Genomic DNA, 15,786 nt, shown 5'->3' with positions numbered 1-15,786 from the left:
CCCGCGCGGGTTCAGCCGGCCGGGACGGACGCCTCGGTGATCACGCCGTCCTCCAGGTTCAGGACGCGGTCGGCCTCGGAGAGCAGGCCCTGGTCGTGCGTGGCCACCAGGACGGTGACGCCCTCGCTGGCCACGACCGCGCGCAGCAGCGGCATGATCGCGGCGGCCGTCTCGGAGTCGAGCTGGCCGGTCGGCTCGTCGGCCAGCAGCAGCCGCGGCCGGTTGGCGAGGGCCCGCGCGATCGCGACGCGCTGCCGCTGCCCGCCGGACAGCTCGTAGGGGCGCTGGGCGGCATGGTCCCCGAGCCCGACCAGGGCGAGCAGGACGCGGACGCGCTCGTCGCGCTCCTTCGGGTCCGTCTTGACGAGCCGCAGCGGCACCTCGACGTTCTCGGCGGCCGACAGCACCGGGATCAGCCCGTGCGACTGGAAGACGTAGCCGATGTGGTCTCGGCGCAGGGCCAGCAGGTCGTTCTCGGGGAGGGCGCCGACGTCGCGGCCGTCGACGCGGACGGTGCCGCCGTCCGGGGTGTCGAGGCCGCCGATCAGGTTGAGCAGCGTCGTCTTGCCGGAGCCGGACCGGCCCTTGATCGCGACGAGCTGCCCCGCGTCGACGCTGAACGACGCGCCGCGCAGCGCCGGGACCTCGATCTTGCCGGTCCGGTATACGCGGGTCAGGTCCTCGACGGCCACCATCGCGTCACTCATGCGGTTCCTCCCGGTCCGGCCAGACGCCGACGTGGTCGCTTTCCAGCGCGAGGCGGACGCGGTCGCGCAGGTCGAGGGCCTCGGTGAACGCGGCGGGCAGCTGGACGCGCCCGGCGCGGTCGAGCAGGGCGTACTCCTCGGCGGTGCCGCCGCCGCGGCGGACCTCGACGCTGGTGCGGCCGTCGCGGATCCCGATCGTCCGGTCGACGCGCTCGGACACCTGCGCGTCGTGGGTGACGACGACGGTGGTGGTGCCGAGCTCCTCGTTGACGCGGCGCAGCGCGGCGAACACCCCGGCGGCGGTGGCGGTGTCGAGCTCGCCGGTGGGCTCGTCGGCGAGCACGACCTTGGGCTCGTTGGCGACCGCGACGGCGATCGCGATGCGCTGCTGCTGGCCGCCCGACAGCTCGGCGGGCCGCCGGTTCGCGCAGTCGCCGACGTCCAGCATGCCGAGCAGCTCGGCGGCGCGGGTGGCGCGCTCGCGCCGGGACCGCCCGGCGAACCGCATCGGCAGCTCGACGTTCTGCACGGCGGTCAGGTACGGCAGGAGGTTGCGGGACGTCTGCTGCCAGATGAACCCGACCTGCTCGCGACGGAACCGGAGCCGCTCCTTGGACGCCATGGTGAGCAGGTCGGACCCGGCGACGCGGGCGACGCCCGCCGTCGGCACGTCCAGCCCCGACAGGATGTTCAGCAGCGTCGACTTCCCGGAGCCGGACGCGCCGACGATGGCGACCAGCTCGCCGGGGTCCACCAGCAGGTCGAGGCCCTGCAGCGCGACGACCTCGACGCCGTCCGTCTTGTAGATGCGGACCAGGTTGTCGCAGACGATGTGGGCGCCCTCGCCGTAGACGGGCCCGCGTTCGGCTGCGCGTCGTTCCAGTTCCGCGAGGTCGGGTGCGTCGGTCATCAGTCCCCCGTTCTCAGGGCGGTGCCGGGGCGGGTGTCGAAGAGCCGGTCGACGGCGACGGCCGCGGCGGCGGCGAGCAGCAGCGCGCCGGCCAGGCCGAGCAGCGCGGCCAGGCCGGGCGTGTGGGCGGTGACGGCGAACCCGCCGGTGTAGGGGCGCAGGTCGACGACCGGCCCGGTGATCTCGGGCAGCAGCAGGCCGAGCACCCAGCCGGCGCCGACCGCGCAGACCAGCACGGGCGCGATCTCGACGAGCGCGAGGCCGCGGCTCTGCCGCCGGCTGAGGCCGACGGCGCGCAGGTGGGCGACGGTGCGGCCGCGGGCCCGCGCGCCGACGACCAGGACGAGCAGCACCGCGAGCAGGCCGTAGGCGCCGCCGATCAGCGCTCCGTCGCGGAACGTCTCGTGGACGACCGTCACCAGGGGCGCCTCGGTCATGGCCTTCTGGACGTCCCGGCGCAGCCGCACGTCCCGGCCGGGGGCGGCGGCGCGCAGGGCCTTGGCGTCCACGTCGCCGGTGACGAACACCTGGGACGGGAAGCCCGTCTCGCCGGCGACCAGCTTGTACGGGACGACGGCGAACGCGGTGCCGCGCCCCTGCCCCGGGAAGTACTCGATCTGCCCGGCGGGCTTGACGTTGACCGGGGTCATCCCCGGACGCCCCAGCGTCACCGGGCCGCTCCCGAGGCTGCGGGCGGCGAGCGGCGACAGGTACACGCCCGTGCCGGACGGCAGGCCCGGCACGCCGGGCGCGAGCTCGCGGTAGGCGTCGAGGTCCACGCCGACCACCGTCATCGGCGCCGGGTCGGTGCCGCCGGACACGCCGGTGATGATCCGGGCCGGGACCGCGCCGGTCACGCCGGGCAGGTCGCGGATGCGGGCCAGCGCCGCGTCGTCCACCGGCCCGGCCTCGATGCGCGCGTCGCCGCCGGTGTCCGACCAGGACGCGCGGACCTGGCCGTCCCGCAGGGCGGTGTCGACGGTGGCGGTGAAGCCGGCGACGGTCGCGGCCAGCAGCAGGACGGCGAGCGGCAGCGCCCCCACGAGGCTCTGCCGGGACGCGCGGGCCACGCCGAGGAACGCGACGGCGCCGCTGCGCCGCCGCAGGAACGGCCCGGCGGCGCGCAGCAGGTACGGGTAGCCGCGCAGGACGAGCACGCCGAGCGCCGCGCCGAGCAGCACGGGGACGGCGGCGACGAGCGGGTCGGTCCCGGCGGACGCGCCGCGCTCGCGCAGCAGCACCACGCCGATCACGGCGAGCACGACCAGCAGCACGTCCAGGACGAGCCGCCGCGCGGACGGCCGGACGGACACGAGGTCGTCGCGGCGGTCGGTGACCGAGGTGAGGCCGCCGCCGCGCTCCCGCCACACCGCGGCGGCGGACAGCAGCAGCGCGGCGAGCACCACCGCGCCGGTCGCGTAGCCGGACACGGGCTGCGGCGGGCCGGCGTCCAGCAGCCGCCCGGCGAGGTAGCCGAGCAGGGCGGCGGGAACGACGGCGAGCGCGGTGAGCCCGAGGGCGGGGCCGGCGAGCTGGCGCAGCGACGCGCCGCGCGCCCGCATGGTGCCGAGCACCGGCCGGAGCCGCTCGCCGAGCAGCCCGGCGGCGAGCAGCAGCACCCCGGCGGCGACGGCGGCGAGCCCGCCGAACGCGAGGCCGAGCACGGACCGGGCGGTGTGCAGGCGCCCGGCGAACTCGCCCAGCCGGTCGTCCAGCACGGTGACGACGTCGCAGGAGAAGAACCCGGCGCGGCCCCGGACGGCGGACCGGAGCGCGTCGAGGTCGGCGGCCAGGGCGGCGGCGTCGTCCGCGGCGACCGCGCCGGGCCGGATCGGGAAGCGCCAGCTGAAGGTGAACTGCGTGCCGCCCCCGCGCGCGAGCCGCGAGTACCCGCCGGCGTCCATCAGGGCGGTTCCCGCGTCGGCCTGGCTCCCGTCGCCGCCGAGGCTCTCCTTGACCGGGTGGAGCATGCGGGCGCGGCTCGACCAGAACGGGTCGGCGGCGTCCACCGGTTCGTACAGGCCCGCGATGCGGGCCGTGACGCCGCGCAGGACCATCCGGTCGCCGACCTTGTACCCGAGCCGGTCGGCGAACTCCTTGGCGACCATGACCCGGATGTCGCCGGAGGTCTCGGTCGCCGGGTTGACCGCCCTCGTGCCCGCGACGACGCGGAGGCGGTTCATCGCACCGAGGTCCCAGCCCAGGTAGAGCAGGCGGGGCGCGTCGAACGTCCCCTCGACGGCCATCCGCTCGGCGGTGGCCGACGCCTCGGGCTCGCCCGCGACCGCGCGCAGCGACGCCGGCAGCATCTGCTGCCAGGTGAGGCTGTTGGCCTCCAGCGCCGCCCGGCTCGGCACGGCCGCCCACGCCTCGTTCCCCCGCGCCTTGCCCTCGACCCGGATGTCGGCGTCGGCGCCGGCGGCGGCTTGCGCGGCGCGGTCGTACCCGGCGGCGGTGCGGGCCGGGACGGCGACCGCGAGCAGCGCCGACAGCAGCGACAGCACGGCCAGCGCGGCGAGCGGCGCCCACTGCGCCCGCGCCAGCCGCAGGGCGGTGCCCCTCATCGGTCCTCCCCCACGCGCAGGCCGGCGCCGAGATCGCGGCGGCGCAGCATCCGGATCACCGGTGGCAGCACGAGGCCGAGCACCGCCGCGACCCCGGCGAGCATGGCCAGCAGCACCGGCCACTGGACGACGAGCTCGGCGGGCGGGTACGGCTCGGCGGCCTGCACGCTGAGCACGATGTGCGGGACGACGAGCCGGGCCACCACGAGGCCGAGCACCGTCCCGCCGAGCAGGCCGAGCGCGACGAGGTACGCCTGTTCGATGGCGAGCATCCCGGCGACCTGCCGGGGCGGGACGCCGAGGGCGCGCAGCACCGCGAACTCGCGGGTCCGCTCGCCCGCGGTCACCGCGGCGTTCACCGCGAACGCGATGACCGCGAAGGCCAGCGACGCGCCGAAGCCGAGCACGAGCGCCCCCTGCAGGGCCGCGCCGAGCGGGGCGTCCCGGAGTTCGGCGCGCACCTTGACGCGGTCGCCGGCCACCTCGCCCCAGGTCGGATGCTCGCCGAGCGCCGCCGCGGCCTTGGCGGTGCGCCCGCCGCGCACCGCCGCCCACCATTCGCCGGGCTCGATGTTCCCGCTGATGAAGCCGCCCGCGGCGAGCCGGCTCTGGGTGAGCGTCGGCAGGTCCACCAGGACGCCGGGCTCGCCGGCCGGCACGGTCGGCAGCGCCGGGGCGACGCCCGTGACCTTGACCGGCTGGTCGCCGTCGACGGTGCTGACGGTGATGGTGCCGCCGACGCCGACCTTGGCCCGCGCGGCCGCCTCCTCGGTGACGACGCCCGGCACGGCCGGCAGCAGGTCGGCGTTCTGCGGGTCGTGGTCCGGCGGCGAGGGGGTGCCGAGCACCCCGTGGACCGCCATGCCCGTCTCCGAGCCGAGGAAGTCGTCCGCGTCCTCGCGGAAGAGCGGCGACATGGGGATCATGAGGTCCACCAGGGCGCCGCGCGCGTCGACGGCGTGCGGCTGGAGCGGGTCGACCAGGTTGGGCTGCTCGGCGAACACGTCCCAGCGGCCTCCGGCGGGCACCGCGGCCTTGCCGGTCCCCTCGCCGCGCACGTCCAGCAACTGGAGGTCGAGCACGCCGGTGAGGGCGTTGTCGTCGTAGACGAAGTGGACGCCCCGGACCGACAGGGGGTAGGACAGCTCGCCGTCCGGGCCGGCCAGCTCGGCCGCGTCCAGGGCGAGGGTGTGCACCTCGCCGTCCGCGTCGAAGGCGGGCAGGTCGAACCGGCGGGCGAGCCCGGCCCCGTCCATGACGGTCACCGCGATCTTGTGGTCCGGGCCGGGCGGCGGCACGTAGCCCTCGGGCATCGCGGGCACCGGCCCGGCGTGCCGGAGCCGCACGTCGAACAGCAGCCGCTTCGGCCGGCCGGGGACGGTCAGCGCGGGCGCGGGCGGCCTGGCCTTCGCCAGCTCGTCCAGGCGCAGGTCGTCGCGCAGGCCGGGCTGGACGCGCAGCAGCGGGGCGAGCGCCTTCGCGTCGGCGCCGAGCAGGGTCGCCGCGTCGTTGCCGAGGTCGACGTCGGTGCGCAGCACGGGCACCGTCCCGGTGACGCCGGGCAGCGCCGCGAACCGGCCGCCCTGGCCGAGCACCGCCGGGCCGCCGGCCTGGGTCGCGCGGGCGAGCCGCAGGTCGGCGCCGCTCTGGAAGTCGGCCTGGTCGGTCTGCGACGCGCGCCAGGTCGCCATCGTCGTCACCGACAGCACCCCGACGGCCATCGCCATCACCAGCAGCAGGACCGGACCGGCGTAGCGGAGCTGGCGGCGCCCGACCTGCCGGGTGCCGAGGACGGGGACCAGCCCGCGCGCCCGGGTCGCGGCGCGTTCGGCGACGCGGGACGTCACGGGCACGACGCGCAGCAGCAGCACCCCGCCGGCGAGCAGCGCCAGCGCGGGGCCGGACACGATGAAGGGGTCGATGCCGGACGTGCCGTCCCCGGTGCCGCCCGCGCCGTCCGCCCCGTACCGGGTGAGCTGCCAGATCGCGAGGCCGGCGACGAGCAGCAGCGCGAGGTCGACGCCGGAGCCGCGCAGGCCGCCGCGTCCCTGCCGGCCGATCCCGGCCTGCGCCTCGACGAACGTGCGGTTGGCGCCGCGCAGCGTCGGGATCGTCAGCGCGACCGCGCAGGCCAGCGCCGTCAGCACCGACACGGCCCACAGCGGCGCGAGCGGTCCGGCGTCCAGCCGCAGCCCCGCGGAGCGCACCGCCGGGGCGTGCCCGGCGAGCCGCAGCAGCGGACCGGCGAGCAGCGGGCCGAGCACGGCGCCGGGCAGGACGATCAGCAGCCCCTCGGCGAGGCCGAGCCGCGCAAGCTGCCGCATGCCCATGCCGCGGGTGCGCAGCAGCGCGACCTCGCCGCGCCGGTGGTCGGCGAGCAGCCGGGCGACCAGCAGCCACGCGCACCCGGCCAGCAGCACCAGCTGGATCACCGGGATCAGCATCGTGGACCGTGCCACCAGCACGGCGCCGTGCAGCTGGGAGGTCAGCTCGGGGAGCTTGGTGACGACGGTGAACTGCTCGCCCCCGCCGGCGTCGCGGAAGGTGTCGGCGGCGTGCGTCACCCGGTCGCCGAGCGGGCCGAGGTCGCCGGCGCCGACGCCGCGCAGGTCGGGCATGACGGTGAAGCGGGCGTCGGCCCCGGTGCCGGTGAAGCGCTCCGCGAACACCTCGGGCGGCACGACGAACGGCCCGTAGGTCGTGTAGTCGAGGCGTTCGGCGCCGGTCGTGACGAGCCGGTCGCCCTGCCAGAAGTAGTGCTGCGGGTCGGGGACGTCGAACAGCCCGACCACCCGGACCTTCACGACCGACTTCTTGTCGACGCGGCCGTGCAGGGTGAGGACGTCGTTCACGCGGGCGCCCATGGCGCGGGCGGCGGCGCCGGACAGCACCGCCTCGACCTCTCCGGACGCGGCGGCGGGCCACCGGCCCTCGGTGAGCCGCGCGTGCTTCTCGATGCCGGTGTAGGTCCCGAACGCGGTCAGCTCGGGGTGCTTGCTCTTCTCCTGCCCGGGCAGCGTGTAGGAGTCACTGCGCACGCTCATCGAGACGGTGAGCGGCACGTCCCGGTAGATCTGCTTGAGCCCTCGGGAGACCTCGTCCTGCACCTTGGGGAGGCCGTTCGCGGGTACGTGCGTGCCGAGCGTCGTCCCCACCGTGGCGAAGGTCGCGTCGGCCAGCGTGCTCCGCAGCCCCTCGCGGGTCACCGACCCGGTGTAGCCGACCAGTGCCGCGAGCACGGTCGTGGCGAACAGCGCCGTCGCGCACGCGGCCAGTACCAGCATGCGATCGCCGGCCATCCGCCTGAGTACCAGCCCCCGTCGCCCCACAGCCGCTCATGATCAATTGTCAGTGGCGCGGACCACAAGGGGCCGCAACCTATCCGTGACTTTCCGCAATGCTCTTGCAATATACGACAAATCACCCAGCGTTCCGCCAGGTGAGACGGCGTAAGGATCCGGTAAACCGCATGGCGCGGCGGCGGTGCGGTGCGGGAGAAGAGCAGGCGAGGGCAGCGCGGCACCGGTCGAATCCCAGGAGGACGAGCATGCGCAAGATCATCAATTCGACGTACGTGTCACTCGACGGCGTCATCGAGAAGCCGCAGAAATGGACGGCGGCCTACTTCCAGGACGAGGCCGCCGCCTACGCGCGGGAGCTGCTGTTCTCGTGCGGCGCCCTGCTCATGGGGCGCCGGACGTTCGACGGCTTCTCCCAGGCGTGGCCCGCGATGCGGGAGGCGGCCGGCGACTTCGGCGTCCGGATGAACACCCTCCCCCACTACGTCGTGTCCGACTCGCTGCGGAAGCCGGGCTGGGGCGACACGACGGCGATCCCCCGCGCGGCGGCGGTCGCCGAGATCACCGGGCTCAAGGAGCGCGGCGGCCAGGACATCCTCCAGTACGGGTTCGGCCCGGTGACGCGGACGCTCATCGAGCACGGCCTGCTGGACGAGCTGCGCCTGTGGGTCCACCCCGTCTTCGTCGGCTCCGCCGCCCCGGAGAACCTGATCGCCCGCTCCGGCTTCTCGGCCGCGTTCGAGCCGGCCGGCGTCACGACGTTCAAGACCGGCGTCGTCATCGCGACCTACGTACCGGCCAGGGAGTAGCGGTGGAGTCATGATCAGCGGGCGCGGGACGGGCCACAAGGCCGCGTGACGACTCCTTGACCTTTCCCGGACCTCCCCGAAATACGGACAAATCGCAAATCGGCCCGGCTGAAAGCCGCTGCGGCCCGGCCGGGATCAGGGGGCGAGAATGGTGCGGAGGATCTGCGGAGTGCGGGACGGCGGTTCGGCCTGGACGCCGATCCGGTCCAGGACGTCGCGGTAGCGGGCGATGTCGGCGGCGCGGTCGGGGTACAGGGCGCCGGTGAGCTGCTCCAGGTAGACGACGTCGGGCAGTTCGGGCTCGGCGAAGCGCAGCAGCGTCACCGGGCCGCTCTCGGCCGCGTGGCCGCCCGTGGTGAACGGCAGCACCTGCACGGTGACGTTCGGCCGCGCCGCCATCTCGATCAGGTGCTCGATCTGCGCGCGCATGGTCCGGGGGCCGCCGACGACGCGGCGCAGCACCGCCTCGTCCAGGACGGCCCACAGCTTCAGCGGGTCGGGGCGCTCGAACACGCGGCGGCGCGCCATGCGCAGCTCGACCCGGCGCTCGATCTCGTCCTTGGACGCGTCCGGGTGGCGGGCGGACAGGAGGGCGCGGGCGTAGCCGGGGGTCTGCAGCAGCTCCGGGACGTCCTGGACCTCGTACACGCGGGCGATCAGGGCGCCCTGCTCCAGCCCGAGGTAGGGCTCGTACCAGCCGGGCACCACGTCGCCGTACGCGTGCCACCAGCCGGGGGTGCCGGCGTGCCCGGCCAGCTCCAGCAGCGTGTCGCGGACGCCGGGGTCGGTCACGCCGTAGAGGGTCAGCAGGTCGGCGATGTCGCGCTCCTTGAAGCCGACGCGGCCGAGCTCCATCCGGCTGATCTTGGAGTGCGAGCCGCGGATCTCGTACCCGGCGGCCTCGGTGGAGATCCCGGCCGCCTCGCGGAAGCGGCGCAGCTGCGCGCCGACCACCATGCGCAGCACGGTCGGCCCGGCGGCCCGCAGGTCCGGCGCGGTGCGCGGGTCCGGCACGGTGCGCGGGGCGGGCGCGGTGCGCGGGGCGGGCGCGGTGCGGGACGGCTCGTCCGAGCGGGGGCGGGCGGTCATGATCTCTTCACGCCCACGGCGCAGTACTCGTCCACCTCGTCCGGCTCGCCGAACGGGCCGGGCTCGGCGCGCCACCGCGACACCGGCACGACCCCCGGCTCCAGGATCTCCACGTCCGCGAAGAAGCCGGCGATCAGCTCGGGGGTGCGCAGGTGGTAGGGGGCGTCGCTGGCCTGGTTCCACATCTCGATGGCGCTGCGGAACGCCTCGCCGGTGATGACGTCCGTGCCGTCGGCGATCACCAGGTGGCTGCCGGCCGGCAGCGCTCCCATGAGCTGCCGCACGACCGCGCGCGCCTCGTCGTAGTCGGCGACGTGCCCGAGGATGTTCAGCAGCATCAGCCCGACGGGCCGGCCGAGGTCGAGGGTGCGGCCGGCCTCGGCGAGGATGCGGGCCGGGTCGCGCAGGTCGGCGTCGACGTAGCTGGTGGCACCCTCCGGCCTGCTGGTCAGCAGCGCGCGGGCGTGCGAGAGGACGAGCGGGTCGCTGTCGACGTAGACGATGCGGGACTCGGGCGCGACGCGCTGCGCGACCTCGTGGGTGTTGTCGACGGTGGGCAGGCCGGTGCCGATGTCGAGGAACTGCCGGATGCCGACGGTGCCCGCCAGGTACCGGACGGCGCGGGAGAGGAAGGCCCGCGAGTGCCGGGCGATGTCCACGATCTGCGGGTAGGCGGCGACGAACTGGTCGCCGGCGGCCCGGTCGACGGGGTAGTTGTCCTTGCCGCCCAGCCAGTAGTTCCAGATGCGCGCGGACTGCGGCACCGTGTCGTCGATGTCGGGTTCCGGTCGCGGACCGGTACCCGGTGCCGAATCTCCCACGGAACTCCTCCTCGACGGGAAAGAAAACTACCTACGGAGAGAAGTTACTCGACGGCGGACCGCTTGCCCACCTGTCCCGAGCCGCCCGTTTTGTCGTGATCTGCGGGAATATCAGGCGCCCTGGCCGGCCCTTCGGCGGGCTGACCTGGCACGATCCATGCTCCGAAGAAAATCCGAGAAAACTTGGGCCGGGATGTCGATCCGCCCTCCCCTTCTTCGACGCGCCAGTGAAGGCTGGGGATGACCCCGGGCACCGACGGCAGGAGGCAGCCATGCGATTCATGATGATGACCACCGACACCGGCCCCGACACCGCTCCCCCGGACGAGCGGATGCAGCAGGAGATGGGCGAGTTCATCGCGGAGATGGCCAAGTCGGGCGTGCTGCTCGCGACCGGCGGCCTGGAGCCGGACGGCACGCGCATCAGCTCGGTCGACGGCAAGATCACCGTCACCGACGGCCCGTTCGCCGAGTCGAAGGAGGGCGTCGTCGGCTTCGCGCTGATCGAGGTCCGCACCCGCGAGGAGGCGATCGAGCTGTCCAAGCGGTTCTACGGGATCGTCGGCGGCGGCGAGGGCGTCATCAAGCAGGTGTTCGGCCCGGACGACCCCTACCCCGGGCAGTGACCGCGCGCTGAGCTTGCGCGGCGGCCGGTGCGAATGCTCTCATCGGCGGCGTGACGGCTTCGACAGAGCCCGGTGGGGACGCGCCCGGCGTGCGGGCGAGCGTCGACGCGGTGTGGCGGCTGGAGTCCGGCCGCATCATCGGCGGCCTCGCCCGGATGGTGCACGACATCGGGCTCGCCGAGGAACTCGCGCAGGACGCGCTGGTCGCCGCGCTCGAGCAGTGGCCGGAGTCAGGCGTCCCGGACAACCCGGGCGCCTGGCTCATGGCCGTCGGCAAGCGCCGCGCCATCGACCGCATCCGCCGGCAGCAGCGCTTCGCGCACAAGCTGGCGGAGATGGGCCGCGACCTGGAGAGCCAGGCGCCGCCGGAGCTCGACGTCCCGGACGAGGGGCGCATCGAGGACGACGTCCTGCGGCTGATCTTCACGGCCTGCCATCCCGTGCTGTCGATGCAGGCGCGGGTGGCGCTGACGCTGCGGATGCTCGGCGGCCTCACCACCGACGAGATCGCGCACGCGTTCCTGGTCTCCGAGGCGACCGTGGCGCAGCGGATCGTCCGGGCCAAGCGCACCCTGGCGGACGCCGGCGTGCCGTTCGAGGTCCCGCAGGGGGACGACCGCGCGGCGCGGCTGTCGTCCGTCCTGGAGGTCGTCTACCTCATCTTCAACGAGGGCTACGCGGCCTCGGCGGGCGACGCCTGGGTGCGGACGGACCTGTGCCAGGAGGCGCTGCGCCTCGGCCGCATCCTCGCCGAACTCGCACCGGGCGAACCCGAGGTGCACGGGCTCGCCGCCCTGATGGAGATACAAGCGTCCCGGACACGCGCGCGCACCGGGCCGTCCGGCGAACCCATCCCGCTCTTAGAGCAGGACCGCGGCCGCTGGGACCGGCTCCTCATCCACCGGGGGTTCGCCTCCCTGCTCCGCGCCAAGGCCATCGGGGAGCCGCCCGGCCCGTACGTCCTGCAGGCGGCCATCGCCGCCACCCACGCGCAGGCCCTCACCGCCGACGAGACCGACTGGACGCAGATCGCGTCCCTCTACGAGATCCTCGCGAACCTCGCCCCGTCACCCGTCGTGGAGCTGAACCGGGCGGTCGCGGTCGGCCGCGCGCACGGCCCGGAGGCGGGCCTCGAAATCGCCGACGCGCTGCTGGACGAGCCGTCACTGCGCGGCTACCACCTGCTGCCGAGCGTCCGCGGCGACCTCCTCGAACGCCTCGGCCGCCGGGCGGAGGCCCGGGAGCAGTTCGAGCGCGCGGCGGAGCTGACCCGCAACGCGCCGGAGCGCGCGGTGCTCCTCGACCGGGCCGCCGCGCTCGGCGGCCCGGCGCCCGACACGCGGTGACGGCGCGCTCCCGACCACCCCACCCCCGGTCATGCGCCAAACTGGAATTGACTGCTGGACTCGGGGAGGAAGATCGGTGATCGCTCAATCGGACGTCCGGACGGCGGCACGGCGCATCGCGGGCCGCGTCCGCCGCACGCCGCTGATCGAGGTCGACCCGGTCCCGCTCGCGCCCGCCGGCCGGATGTGGCTGAAGCTCGAACTCGCCCAGCACACCGGGTCGTTCAAGGCGCGCGGCGCGTTCAACCACGTCCTGGCCGCGCGCGACGAGGGGCGGCTTCCCGGCGCCGGCATCGTCGCGGCCTCCGGCGGCAACGCCGGCCTCGCGTTCGCGTACGCGGCGGCGGAGACCGGCGTGCCCGCCGAGGTGTTCGTCCCGGAGACGGCGCCCGCGGTGAAGGTCGCGCGGCTGCGCGCCCTCGGCGCCGCGGTCGTCCAGGTCGGCACGCGGTACGCCGAGGCGCAGGACGCCGCCCTCAAGCGCGCCGCCGACACCGGGGCGCTGTTCTGCCACGCCTACGACCTGCCGGAGGTGTGCGCCGGCCAGGGCACCCTCGGCCTGGAGATCCTGGAGCAGACCGGCGGCGAGGTCGACACCGTCCTGCTCGCGGTCGGCGGCGGCGGCCTGATGGCCGGTGTCGCCACGGCCCTCGAAGGACGGGCCCGGGTCGTCGGGGTGGAGCCGGAGACGATCCCGACGCTCGAACGCGCCCTGCTCGCCGGGAGCCCGGTCGACGTGCCGGTGTCCGGGGTCGCGGCCGACTCGCTCGGCGCCACCCGCCTCGGCGACATCGCGTTCGCGGTCGCGTCCCGCACCGGGGTGCGGCCTCTGCTCGTCTCCGACGAGGCGATCGTCGAGGCCCGCCGGTTCGTGTGGGACGAGTACCGCCTGGTCGTGGAGCACGGCACCGCCGCCGCGGTCGCCGCCCTGCGCGCCGGCGCCTACCGGCCGTCCCCGGACGAGCGGGTGCTGGTCGTCCTGTGCGGCGCCAACACCGACCCGTCCGACCTGGCCTGACGCCCCGGCACCGCTACGGAGCGGCGAGGTGGGCCGACAGCGCGCGTGCCTCGCGGACGACGTTGGACGTCCCCTTGCGGGCGGCGAGCTGCTCGACCTGCGGGACGGGGCCGCGTGCGCCGGACCAGCGCGCGGTCTTCAGGCCGAGGGCGATCAGGCGGTCGAGGGAGTTCACCGGCCGCTCGCCCGGCCCGGGGCACAGGACGGGCAGGGCCGCGGCGATCGCCGTCCAGACCTCGGCGTGGGCGCCCGCGTCCGCCGCGCGGTCGAGCGCCTCGGTGATCCGCGCCGGGCGGATCTCGCCGGCGCGGACGAGCCCGCCGATGTGCCGGCCGAGAGCGGCGGCGGGCAGGTCGCCCCGGGCGGCCATGGTGAGCAGCGCGTCACCGGCGGCCTCGCTGCGCCGTTCCGCCAGGTGGCGGGCCAGGTGGTGGGCGATCGCCTCGGCGAAGGGACCGTTCCCCGCGGTGAGTCCGGTGAGCTCGCCGATCGGCACCCCGGAGCCGAACCGGCCGCCGGGAAGGTGCGGGAGGACGTGCGCGGCGACGACCTCGGGATGGGAGGGCAGCAGCCGCGTCCAGTCGTGCCGGTAGAAGCCGTGCCGCGCGCCGGGGTACATGGGCGGGGCCGTGAACACCGCGTCGACCAGCGGCAGGCCCGTCGGCGGGGCGTCGATCACGGGCTGCGCCCGGCCCTTCACCAGTGGGCCCATCGACACCTCGGGGACGGGCAGCCCGCCCTCGGCCAGCCAGTGCGCGACAGTGCGCCCGGCGGGCGTGCCCAGCGCGGACGCGCGCCGGACGGCGCGCGGGGTGATCTCGCGCGGCAGCCGCAGCAGGGCCTGCTGGAGGTCGGCGGGCCCCGGTTCGACGCCCGCGGCCCGCAGGATCTTCAGCCGGTCGACGAGCGCGCCCGGGTCGATGTGGCCGGTCGGCTCGGTGGGGGTGGCGAGCAGCAGCGGCGGCGGTGTCCCGTCCTCGATGGCCGCGGCGATCTCCGCGCACCGCGACAGCAGGATGATGTGCGGTGAGGCCCCGCCTTCGAGCGCGGGCAGCCGGTGGCGCCAGTCGGCGGGCACCGGATCGGAACCGGTCAGGAGGCGGGCGGCCGCGTCGAGCCACTGGCTCGGCCAGGTCCAGTACCGCTCGTCCGGTCCCGGGTACGGGTGCGGCCGCGGACCGTCCGCGAGCGCGGCGCGCAGGCGGCCGGCGTCCCCCCGGGCGAGCCGGACGAACGCCGCCAGGACCGGTTCGATGATCGGCCATTGGAGGTGGTGGCCGGCGAGCGCCGCCACCAGTTCCGCCGGGCGGGTGATCGGTCCCGGGAGCAGGGGAGGCGGGTCCGGCGGCGGGGGCGCGACGAGGGCGGGCGGCGGGCCGTCGTCCGGTCCGGGGTCGGCGACGGTGCCGCCCAAGCGTGCGGCGGCCTTCGCGCCGAGGTCCGGTGGCAGCAGCGGGACGGCGCCGGCGAGCACGGCCGTGTCCGTGCCCTCGGGGAGCTTGAGCGCGATCCCGACCGCGCGCTCCTGGACGGCGGCCGACTCGTGCCCGAACGCCCGGGCGAGGGCGGCGGCGCAGTCGCCGGCGAGTTCGGGCCTGTCCCTGAGGGTCGCGCGCAGCCACGTCAGCCCCGTGTTCACGAGCCCCGACTCCGCGCGGAAGAGCACCCCGTCCAGCGCCTCCGCCACGTGCCGGGACGGCAGTTCGGGGGGCTCCATCAGCAGGCCGAGCGCGAGGTCGGCGACGGTGCCCGGCGCGACCGGCAGCAGCCGGACGTAGTCGCGGGCGCGGTCGAGGATCTCGCGTTCCCGCGCGGCCGGGTCGGCGGGCATGAGCAGGCTGTGCAGGCGCACGAAGAAGCGCAGGTCGAGGACCGTCCCGCCGCGCAGGAACCGGCGGACGCAGCCGTCCAGCAGCATCCGGCGGTCGACCGCGCCCCGCTCGGCGAGCGTCGCCAGCGTCCGCGGCCAGGACGAGTTGTCGCGCAGTTGCCGGCCGACGCCGGCGGCCTCGAAGACGCGCGGCAGCAGGAACGGCAGCAGCGGGTCATGCGCGCGGGGCGGCGCGGACGACACCCAGCCGACGACGAGCGGATCGTGCTCGGGCGGTTCGATGCCCGTCTCGGTCAGCAGCGTCAGGACGAGGTCGAGCCCAATGTACCGGGGGCCGCGCAGCCGGATCGTGAGCCGGCGCGCGAGGTCGGCGAGCCAGGTGTCGTCGCGGTCGGCCCACAACTCCATCAGCAGGTCGGTGTCGTGGTGGCCGCCCGACCAGCGGGAGTTGAACTCGCGGCGGGTGAGCCAGGCCGCGACGGCGGAGGCGCCGCCCAGCACGGCGGCGCCCGCCGCGCGGAAGGAGGGCGCGAAGTCGTCGATGTCCTCCCAGGGTTCGCGCCGGGCGCGGACGGCCTTGACGTGCCCCGGCAGCGCCCTGGCGACCGCGCGCCGCCCGGCATCGTCCAGGTCGCGTGCGGCGGCGGCGACCGCGTCGGGGTTCCGATCGTCGATGAGGGCCGCGATCTTCATCCAGGCGGGGTCGTCCATGTCGGTCGCGCTCGGCATGCCCGGAAAGCTAGACGCTCCCACCGACATTCGGCGC

General features: G+C 75.4%; 11 protein-coding genes. 4 read left to right on the top strand and 7 right to left on the bottom strand.

Annotation, left to right across the window (positions count from 1 at the left end; translation table 11 throughout):
• Positions 1-11: 11 nt before the first annotated feature.
• The 4 genes from HUT06_RS07530 to HUT06_RS07515 are packed head-to-tail and all read right to left on the bottom strand — an operon-like array spanning position 12 to position 7,480.
• Complete coding sequence (locus HUT06_RS07530; protein ID WP_176195048.1) at positions 12-707, bottom strand: ABC transporter ATP-binding protein; 696 nt, start codon at positions 705-707, stop codon at positions 12-14.
• Positions 700-1,617, bottom strand: coding sequence for an ABC transporter ATP-binding protein (locus HUT06_RS07525; protein ID WP_176195047.1), 918 nt, complete (start codon positions 1,615-1,617; stop codon positions 700-702). Before HUT06_RS07525 ends, HUT06_RS07530 begins: the two co-directional genes overlap by 8 nt.
• The gene (locus tag HUT06_RS07520) at positions 1,617-4,181 is read right to left on the bottom strand and encodes an FtsX-like permease family protein (protein ID WP_176195046.1); all 2,565 of its coding nucleotides are present in this window, start codon (positions 4,179-4,181) and stop codon (positions 1,617-1,619) included. The genes HUT06_RS07525 and HUT06_RS07520 overlap by 1 nt, the downstream gene beginning before the upstream one ends.
• Positions 4,178-7,480: an FtsX-like permease family protein gene (locus tag HUT06_RS07515; RefSeq protein WP_176195045.1), complete on the bottom strand. Its 3,303-nt coding sequence runs from the start codon at positions 7,478-7,480 to the stop codon at positions 4,178-4,180. The genes HUT06_RS07520 and HUT06_RS07515 overlap by 4 nt, the downstream gene beginning before the upstream one ends.
• A 248-nt stretch (positions 7,481-7,728) precedes the next feature.
• Here HUT06_RS07515 and HUT06_RS07510 point away from each other — a divergent pair, with 248 nt between their 5' ends.
• Positions 7,729-8,289 carry a dihydrofolate reductase family protein gene (locus tag HUT06_RS07510; protein ID WP_176195044.1) on the top strand — a complete coding sequence of 187 codons (561 nt, stop codon included), beginning with the start codon at positions 7,729-7,731 and terminating at the stop codon, positions 8,287-8,289.
• 135 nt (positions 8,290-8,424) lie between these two features.
• On the opposite strand, the gene HUT06_RS07505 is transcribed toward HUT06_RS07510, so the two are convergent.
• Both HUT06_RS07505 and HUT06_RS07500 read right to left on the bottom strand, forming a co-directional pair.
• Positions 8,425-9,246, bottom strand: coding sequence for a helix-turn-helix transcriptional regulator (locus HUT06_RS07505; RefSeq protein ID WP_254715733.1), 822 nt, complete (start codon positions 9,244-9,246; stop codon positions 8,425-8,427).
• Positions 9,247-9,374: 128 nt separating this feature from the next.
• Positions 9,375-10,199 (bottom strand): SAM-dependent methyltransferase, encoded by an 825-nt coding sequence (locus HUT06_RS07500; RefSeq protein WP_176195042.1) that lies wholly within the window; start codon positions 10,197-10,199, stop codon positions 9,375-9,377.
• Positions 10,200-10,471: 272 nt separating this feature from the next.
• On the opposite strand from HUT06_RS07500, the gene HUT06_RS07495 reads away from it, so the two are divergent.
• The 3 genes from HUT06_RS07495 (at position 10,472) to HUT06_RS07485 (ending at position 13,189) form a co-directional block, all read left to right on the top strand.
• Positions 10,472-10,825 carry a YciI family protein gene (locus HUT06_RS07495; RefSeq protein ID WP_176195041.1) on the top strand — a complete coding sequence of 118 codons (354 nt, stop codon included), beginning with the start codon at positions 10,472-10,474 and terminating at the stop codon, positions 10,823-10,825.
• A gap of 50 nt (positions 10,826-10,875) precedes the next feature.
• On the top strand, positions 10,876-12,171 hold the full coding sequence (locus HUT06_RS07490) for an RNA polymerase sigma factor (protein ID WP_368406956.1): 1,296 nt from the start codon (positions 10,876-10,878) through the stop codon (positions 12,169-12,171).
• Positions 12,172-12,247: 76 nt separating this feature from the next.
• Complete coding sequence (locus HUT06_RS07485; RefSeq protein WP_176195040.1) at positions 12,248-13,189, top strand: threonine/serine dehydratase; 942 nt, start codon at positions 12,248-12,250, stop codon at positions 13,187-13,189.
• 13 nt (positions 13,190-13,202) lie between these two features.
• On the opposite strand, the gene HUT06_RS07480 is transcribed toward HUT06_RS07485, so the two are convergent.
• Positions 13,203-15,749 carry a DUF6493 family protein gene (locus HUT06_RS07480; RefSeq protein WP_176195039.1) on the bottom strand — a complete coding sequence of 849 codons (2,547 nt, stop codon included), beginning with the start codon at positions 15,747-15,749 and terminating at the stop codon, positions 13,203-13,205.
• Positions 15,750-15,786: the final 37 nt, after the last annotated feature.

The organism is Actinomadura sp. NAK00032 (genome assembly GCF_013364275.1).
Lineage (GTDB): Bacteria > Actinomycetota > Actinomycetes > Streptosporangiales > Streptosporangiaceae > Spirillospora.
This window is presented reverse-complemented; position numbering and strand designations above follow the sequence as displayed.